Source organism: Tropicimonas aquimaris, from assembly GCF_042676185.1.
Classification (GTDB): domain Bacteria; phylum Pseudomonadota; class Alphaproteobacteria; order Rhodobacterales; family Rhodobacteraceae; genus Tropicimonas; species Tropicimonas aquimaris.
Genome location: NZ_JBHTJT010000047.1, coordinates 1 through 8,097 on the forward strand (window position 1 = coordinate 1; position 8,097 = coordinate 8,097).

Consider the following 8,097-nt stretch of genomic DNA (forward strand, 5'->3'; position numbering starts at 1 on the left):
GTTCGCCATTCTCTGTCCTCCGTTTCCTAAACATAACGGTGGACCAGTTCAGATGGGGCACTCCACAGTAAAGCGTACCGGTGCACATGGCACACGGCTCGCCGGTCGAGACGAGCGTGCACGTCCAGAGAAACTCGGGCGAAAACTCGACCGCGGCTCGCCGCGCAAGCTCGGTTTCAGCGTGATGCATCGTGTCGATATTGCCCTGGCGCATAAGCACCGTGTTGTCGGGGCCAACCAGTACCGCGCCGAACGGATGATGACCGTGCGCTGCGGCGCTCCTGGCAACGGCATTGGCGGCGAGAATGTGGGCAATCATCTGGTCGCGGGTCATGTGGAGCAGCCTACCCTGTTTGTGATGGCAACAAAAAATGCGAACGCTGCTGTTTCGGAGATTACCACGACGAATCCTCTCCGAAAATCGGGAAGACTGACCCGCCAGCAGGTTGGCGTTGTCCGTCGACCTGACCATGGCGAAAGTCAACAACAACGTCTGGTTCTCGCCACCTTGTCGAATGTCGAGTTCAAAATGCGGTTCAAGCTGTACTCGCAGCGAACCTCAGGAATGTCGGCAAGGGCGCCGGGTTGGACACGACAAGCGCCTAAACTGACGCGTTGGTCGGCTGACTGCGCATCGGCGACTTTCGGTTGATTTCGGGCCGATGTCCGGGATCCGGTCGATCCTGTCATTTTCCCGAGTCTGGGCCAGTGGGCACCTCAACTCGTGGGATTTGCGGTTTTGCCAAAACCTCATAGACTTTGAGCGCATAGACCCGCCGTATCGGTGATGGTGTACCAATGCGCCAGGTTCTGCCTGAGGCACTTCTGTCTGAGGGATTGGAGATGGTGATTGACAGATCGCTTGTCACCCAATTGGACGCAAGCGTTATGGACTATTGGGGGACCTATGCGTTGTCCGGCGGAGGGCGGCACGAGAGGCTGGGCGATGCCCTGTTCATGCGGACAGCGATACCTCACTGCCTGTTCAACAGCGTAATCCTTTCGGGCTACGACCCTGCGACGGTCGAGGCGGCTCTTAAGCTCGCGGAGGACTGCGCGAACTCGGACGGCGTACCGGTTCTTTGGCGCATAGGCCCGTTGGCGGACAGCGCAGAACTGCGTGCGCATCTCGAAAAAGCGGGCCTTCAACCGACCGACCCCCAGCCGGCCATGCTCGTGGACTTGTCCGATCTTCCTCACCACACGCAGATCGATGGGATGGTTATCGCGATGGCCAATGGCACGGAGGAACGCCGCGAGTGGGGACGACTGACCATCGCGGCCTTTGAAATGGAAGACAGCCTCGGTGTGGCGATGGGGACCTGCGAGGCCACGATCCCGGTTGAGCATTATGAAGATCAGCCCCGCTTCACGGCCTATCTCGACGGAGAGCCAGTTGCAGTCAGTTCGCTGGTCATGACCAACGGTCTCGCCGGCGTGTACGCAGTCGCCACACTTCCGAACGCGAGGAAGCGCGGCATTGGCACGGCGATGACACTTCACGCGATGGCCGAGGGCATGCGGCGCGGCGCGAGACTGGCAACATTGCAGGCCACCACCATGGGACGTCCGATCTACGAGAAGATCGGCTTCCGGAAGGTTTTCGATTACCAAACCTACCTCCAGCACTGAAGCCCGGGCTTGTCCGGCCTCCGATCTGGATCTGTCACCGTCTCCCTTTCCACGACATGGCGCTGACGTCCCAAATGGGCTTTGATCAGCCATGCGATCGAAACCGACGATTGATGGCGAGGTTTGGCAGACTTTTTATTCAAACCAGCCCGGCGACGGCCGGAACGCCATCTAAGCCTGCCACAGCTACCTGCGGACGGTCGGCAACTTCAAACAACCGGCGAAGACGCGAACGAAGCAGACCTCCCCGAGGACCGACTTTCGATACATCCGGCAGCGTGCCGGTTTCTACTTGCTCGTGCTCCTTGCCAGATCGACCAGATTTGCACGGGTGCCTCTAATACCGGATTGACGCAAAGTAAGATAGCCTCACACTGGCTCCACATCATTTGGGGGGAATACTATGCGATTGTTTTCAGCAGCGGCAGTCGTTGCCACGGGATCTCTGATCGGTTCAATTGCGGCAGCGCAGGAAGTGGTTTGGATGCTGGAAGGTCTCGAGGCACCCGAAAGCGCTCTTTTTGATGAGGCGCGCAACACGCTGTATGTCTCCAACGTCAACGGCGAGCCGACGGGAAAGGACGGCAACGGATACATCTCGCGTGTGAGTCCCGATGGACAAATGCTGGAAGCCCAATGGGTCACTGGCATGGACGCTCCCAAGGGATTGGTGAGCGACGGCACCACTCTATATGTAAGCGATATTGACCGACTGGTGGCTATCGACATCGAGTCGGGTGAAATTGCGCAGACTTGGGCAGCAGAAGGCGCGATCTTTCTCAACGACACCGCGCTCGATGGGGCAGGCCGGGTCTTCGTCTCCGATATGATTGCTGACAAGATCCATGTTCTGGTCGACGGCGAGCTTTCCATTCTCGCGGAAGGCGAAACGCTGCAGCACCCCAATGGCCTGAACATGCGCGAGGGCAAACTGCTCGTGGCGCCTTGGGGCCTCGAATTGCAGGAAGACTTCACCACAAAGACTGGCGGGCATCTCATTACGGTGGATGTCGAAGACGGCAGCGTGAAGTCCTTGGGTTCCGGCGACCCCGTCGGCAACCTCGACGGGCTGGAACCAGATGGCAAGGGCAACTGGATTGTCTCGGACTGGATCGCCGGGGCAGTCTACCGCATCGCCGATGACGGGAAGTACGAGATGCTGCTTGACCTTGATATGGGCAGCGCTGACCTCGAATTCATTCCCGGCCAGTCTCTGTTGATCGTACCGATGATGCTCAGCAACTCGCTTGTTGCCTACCGGATCGAGTAGGCACTTTACTTCTGACAACCTCAGACGATGACTTGTCTGACACCTTCAGGTAAGGCGTGCGCGTCAGCCTTGGGGGCTCAGCGAAGTCGTCTGATCAAGACTACCGGATGACCACCTCAGCTACACCACTCCCCGGGGCATGACCGAATGGGACAATTCGATGCCAATGGGATTTGCGTGAAGCGATCCCCGAACTTAAGAGACGAATTCCTCGCACCGCTCATCGGATACTGAGATTCCGCTTTGTTCAGCGGCACCCGCCAACGTGTCGACAGATTCGGGTCCAAGATTTGCCACAGAACTCAGAGAGCTTTCTTGCCGCCGCCACACTTCCCTAACGGCAACCCAAACGGCGTGGCGGCTCGGGCATCGGTGAAGCTTGAGGAGCAAGCAGCGCCTGCCGGTTTTTTGAAAGGCAGGCGCAGATGGGTAAGCCAACCAGGGGTTCCAAAGGCAAGGATGTCCTCGACACGGACACTGGCACCATCCAACTTGCCGGCGGCCAGGGCGATGATCTCTACGTCGTCGACGACCCGGCCATCAAGATAGTCGAACGCAGAAACGGCGGTACGGATACTGTCGAAACGTCGGTGAGTTTCGAACTGCAGGATTGGGTGGAGAACCTGTCGCTCAGCGGTGCTGAAGCAATTTCCGGGACAGGAAATGACCTTGCCAATACGCTGACTGGCAATGATGCCGACAATGAGCTCTACGGGCTCGGCGGGAACGACGTCCTTGACGGCGGTGACGGAAATGACCTGCTGGACGGCGGAGATGGTTTCGATATTGCCATCTACGACCGCGATTTCAGCGACTACCTGATCGAAATTGGAACTGACGGGATCTACGTCAGTTCCTATGTCAACGGCGAGATCGTCGCGACAGACATTCTCGTAGACGTGGAAATGCTCGTATTCGCGGATCGGGAGGTGCTGATAGCGGAACTCCTTCCATCGAACCCCGTTCCGGATGACCCCGCGCCTCTTCCGGTTGCCGAGGATGACTTCGTATCTCTCGATGAGGACACCACGATCTCGATCGACGTCCTTGCCAATGACCAGGGCGACCAACTCTCGATTGCAGCCGTCGGCAGCGCTCAACTGGGCGAGGTTGCGATCGCTGCTGATGGGACGATCACGTACACGCCCATCCCAAATGCGAACGGAACGGACAGCTTTGAATACACGTTGACGGATGCCTTCGGAAACTCCTCTACCGGAACCATCCATCTCGAAATCACCCCTGTAAATGATGCCCCCCAGGCAATCGGCGACCAGTTCGAAGTCAATGGAGTAGGCGGTTTCATAAGCCCGAGCAGCCTTCTCGACAACGATCTCGATCCCGACGGCGAGCCATTGTCGATCGCGACATATGACGGCACCACCGCGAACGGCGGAACCGTAACGATCGATGAGAATGGAGTTTTCTCCTACCAGGCGCCCGCCGCCTATGACGCCGGCGCGCCCGCCTCGCAGAGCGACAGCTTCACCTACACCGTGACCGATGGGCATGGCGGCACCTCGACGGCAACGGTAAGCCTCACACTCATTGGCGAGCCGGACCTGAATGCCCCGGACGTGGAACACGCCCCCGACTACGTTCTGGATGCGCTGCTTGCCGAAGGCACGGGTGAGACCTCGCTGCGATGGAATGCGGATCAGCCCTTGGGCACCGGGACCACGATCGCCTACTGCTTCCTCGATGTCGTCCCTGGTTACTATAGCGCCTCGGCATCTGAGCGTGAGGGCTTCGAGCCCTTTACGGAACAACAGCGCAGCGTTGCCCTTGAGGCCCTCGAACAGATTTCTTCGTTCACCGACATAACCTTCGCGGAAGTGAGCGATCCGAGTCAGGCTCAACTCACCTTTGGCAACGCCGATCTCCCCGGAGGTGCAGGTTGGGCATATCTCCCCGGGAACTTGTCGGACATTTCCGGCGACATCTGGATTGACAGCACGGTTTCGTCAAACGCGGACCTGGAGCCCGGCGGGGACGGATACATGCGCATCTTCCACGAGATCGGACATGCTCTCGGACTGAAGCATCCACACGAGTCACCCGCGTTGCCCGACCCGGAAGATACGCGACAGTTCACGATGATGTCGTACATGGAACATGCCGGTACTGCCGGGGTCGAACCCAGCACATACATGGTCTACGACATCGCAGCACTGCAGTATCTCTACGGCGTCGGCGAGGACCGGTCCGGCGATGATACCTATTTGGTCAATGCCTCGAATGACGATGTCATGACGATCTGGGATGACGGCGGGCACGATACGATCGATGCAAGTTCTTCCGTTTCAGGGGTGACCCTCAATCTCGAAGCGGGGTCCTTCAGCACGGCAGGCAAGGCCTACGGCTGGTACCCGCTGTCGGACAACATCGGAATTGCCTACGGAACCCGTATAGAAGACGCCTTCGGAGGCGCGGGCGATGACGTGCTCCTCGGCAATGACGCCAATAACCGCCTCGCCGGGGGTCAGGGGAACGACAGCCTGACCGGTGGGGAAGGCGCAGACATCTATGCCTTTGGTGCCGGCTGGGGCGAGGACACGATTTCGGACTTCCAGGACGGCCTCGACATGCTCGACTTCACTGCCGCCGGTTGCGCCTTCACGGATCTCGAAATGACATCGACGACCAGAGGCGTCCTCCTGTCATTAGGGGACGACACCCTGCTTCTCGCCGGGATCACGACGGACCAGATAGACCAGGACGACTTCTGGATCGACGGAACGGCGAACGACCCGCTCGCGCTTCTGGCCTAGACCTGGCAGAACTGGACGGTCAATGCAGGAGCTGCGCTTCCTCGTCCGGCAGCAAATGCAACAGGTTGTCGAGCGAACGGTGCGAAAGCAGGTGGGCATAGATGAGCTCAAGGTCACCGCTCTGCATCAACCGGGTCAAGGCCTTGGCGCCAAGCGACTTCAGGCGCTCCCTGTCCACCGATCCGAAACCACTCGTTTTCGCGCGATGGCCATCGGGCTGGTTGAATGAAACCTCGCTGTCAGTGATGAGCCCCAGCTCGTCGAGGCGTCGGCAGAATGCCTGAGTCTCCTGGAAAGCCTTCTGCCAGCTCTTGGTAAAGCCGATCATGCGCTTCAAATACGGAGACTCACCCCCAGTGTCGTCGTACAAGCGTTCACCGTCTACTTCGCCACCGGAAAGTACAGATCCTTCGTCTATGCAAAGAGTATAGGTTTCACTCTCGGCGTCATGCGAAAAAACGAACGGATAACGGCGCAGAAATGCGGGCACATAGGACCCAAGCCACTTTCCGGCATCATCCAGAAACAGGTTTTCGTCACTGCGAAGCCCAAGCAAAGCACTGGCCGAGTATTGTTCCCCAGATCTGGCGAACACAATCGGGTACTCACGCGCCGCTATGGCGAATTCCACTATCGTTAATGGCACTGCGTTCACGTCTCGCGAGAAACCATAGTCGTCGCCTTGTTTGACAGACCACGATGCATGCCGCTCCTTGGACAATGGCATGGGTCTTTCATAGATGAGAGAGTGCTTAGTCATTAACTTCTCCAATATTTACAATTCAACCGCCACCGTAGATTGGTGCAGTCAGTCCACAAACTTCCTTCGAATGACGGGCGATCTGGTATCCGCCCGTCTCTCCCACTTCACGACCAGTCCTCAGAACAGGAACTCGTCGTTCGCAATGAGGCCATCGAGATCCAGTAGCGGCAGATCCCGTTTGCCAACTCCCAGGCTGTCGCCCATGTCATTGTGGTCGTAGCCGAGCACATGTCCGTACTCATGAGCCAGCACTGAAAGAAGGTCGACCTTGCCTTCCTCAACCCCATCCAGCGAAACCGACCAGCCATACCCGGCAGCATCATCATCGATGGTCACAACGGTTCCGTTGGTCTTGCCGAGAACATTATCACCGAGATCGTCGATACGGACATGGGCCTTCTCGAGCCTGGCGAGTTCTCTCTTGGTTAGGCCTTGGCCGTCCCAATAGTCGATCGCCGCGTCCATCACCCTTTCGAGTGATGCCACATCGAGAACTTCGCCACCCTCGGTAGGAGCGTCTTCGAGGGTAAGCTTGTTCTTCCCTTTCCCAGCCAGTTTCGGCGCAGCTTCGATTTGCCCGCCTTCGATCTCCACGCCCTCGTATTCGGTAACGAACGAATAGGTGCCAGTGTCCTTGTTCAGTTTCTGACCAACAAGAGAAGATGTTTCATATTTCGTGCTGACAACATAGAACACCTCGGCCCCGTCAATTGACGACACGGCATCTTTGTAGGTGATCGTGACATCGCCACCATCGAATTCAATGTCCGAGTTGTCCTTACGATCCCCAAGGGCATCGTCGAACAATTGGACTTGCTGTACCTCATCGCACTGGATTTCCCCGTCAAAGTTCGTGTCGGCAACCTGCCAGAGCTTCACGTCCTCTGGTACGAAGTCGAACTCTACGAAATCGCCGTTCTTTTCGCCTGGGGTCACATCCTGATTGATTGAAACCACCAGGTCTTCGCTGGCTTCCTCCACCTTCAGTGCTCCAGAAAGGCCGGTGTAGTAGAAGAACACCCCCGGATTTGCGGAAACGACGTCGCCCTTGGCACGGTAAGTGTATTGTATCTGACCATTCAGGTCGTCCCCGGGATCACCATCGTAGTAATCTTGGAAGCTCAACGCAGTGCCGGACAGATAATCGCACGCGAACGTTCCCGTGGGCGCGATAAGTCCGAAGTTCTGGATCAGCGGCTCCTCATGGTCGTCGTCGTCAGTGACGGCGCCACCGTCTGGATCATAGGCGGTTGCAACGGCGAAGTTTTCAAGAAGGAACTCGTCGTTTTTCGTGCCATCCGGAAGGTTCTCTGGATCCGGAACATCCGGCTCGTTTGTGAAGTTGCTGTCGATATCATATTGCGTGAGCGTGTAGGTCGCAGTGAAATTGGCGACCGACCCCACAGCGAGCACATCCACGTCGCCATCACCGTCGCCGTCACCGGCTACCGGCGTGATCTCGCCAAACAACGGGAACATGTCATCTTCGATGCTCACGTCGTATAGCGTCACGTTGCCAGTATTCGTGACTGCGAAGGTATAGCTCAATGTCTCTCCGACATCCGCGAAGCCATTGCCGTTTTCGTCGTTGAACACACCGTCCTTGAGAAGCTCCAAAGACGCCGTCGGCGTCAGCGTGATGTCCGCCGGATCGTCGTCGG

Annotated in this window: 6 protein-coding genes; 3 read left to right on the forward strand and 3 right to left on the reverse strand. The window is 57.7% G+C overall.

From position 1 onward, the window contains the following. Window positions 1-472, reverse strand: a 472-nt coding sequence (locus tag ACFQ2S_RS19430; protein WP_386077056.1) for a nucleoside deaminase, incomplete at its 3' end; no start/stop codon positions are given. 326 nt (window positions 473-798) lie between these two features. On the opposite strand from ACFQ2S_RS19430, the gene ACFQ2S_RS19435 reads away from it, so the two are divergent. The 3 genes from ACFQ2S_RS19435 (at window position 799) to ACFQ2S_RS19445 (ending at window position 5,673) form a co-directional block, all read left to right on the forward strand. Continuing rightward, window positions 799-1,632 carry a GNAT family N-acetyltransferase gene (locus tag ACFQ2S_RS19435; RefSeq protein WP_386077047.1) on the forward strand — a complete coding sequence of 278 codons (834 nt, stop codon included), beginning with the start codon at window positions 799-801 and terminating at the stop codon, window positions 1,630-1,632. A gap of 403 nt (window positions 1,633-2,035) precedes the next feature. After that, window positions 2,036-2,902 carry an SMP-30/gluconolactonase/LRE family protein gene (locus ACFQ2S_RS19440; RefSeq protein ID WP_386077049.1) on the forward strand — a complete coding sequence of 289 codons (867 nt, stop codon included), beginning with the start codon at window positions 2,036-2,038 and terminating at the stop codon, window positions 2,900-2,902. Window positions 2,903-3,327: 425 nt separating this feature from the next. Then, a complete protein-coding gene (locus ACFQ2S_RS19445; RefSeq protein WP_386077051.1) occupies window positions 3,328-5,673 on the forward strand; it encodes an Ig-like domain-containing protein in 2,346 nt (781 codons plus the stop codon). 19 nt (window positions 5,674-5,692) lie between these two features. On the opposite strand, the gene ACFQ2S_RS19450 is transcribed toward ACFQ2S_RS19445, so the two are convergent. Together ACFQ2S_RS19450 and ACFQ2S_RS19455 are read right to left on the reverse strand one after the other, a co-directional pair. Next, window positions 5,693-6,433, reverse strand: a complete 741-nt coding sequence (locus ACFQ2S_RS19450; protein WP_386077052.1) for a SapC family protein — start codon at window positions 6,431-6,433, stop codon at window positions 5,693-5,695. A gap of 120 nt (window positions 6,434-6,553) precedes the next feature. Next, window positions 6,554-8,097 (reverse strand): DUF7507 domain-containing protein (locus ACFQ2S_RS19455; protein WP_386077054.1); only part of this gene is annotated, 1,544 nt, incomplete at its 5' end.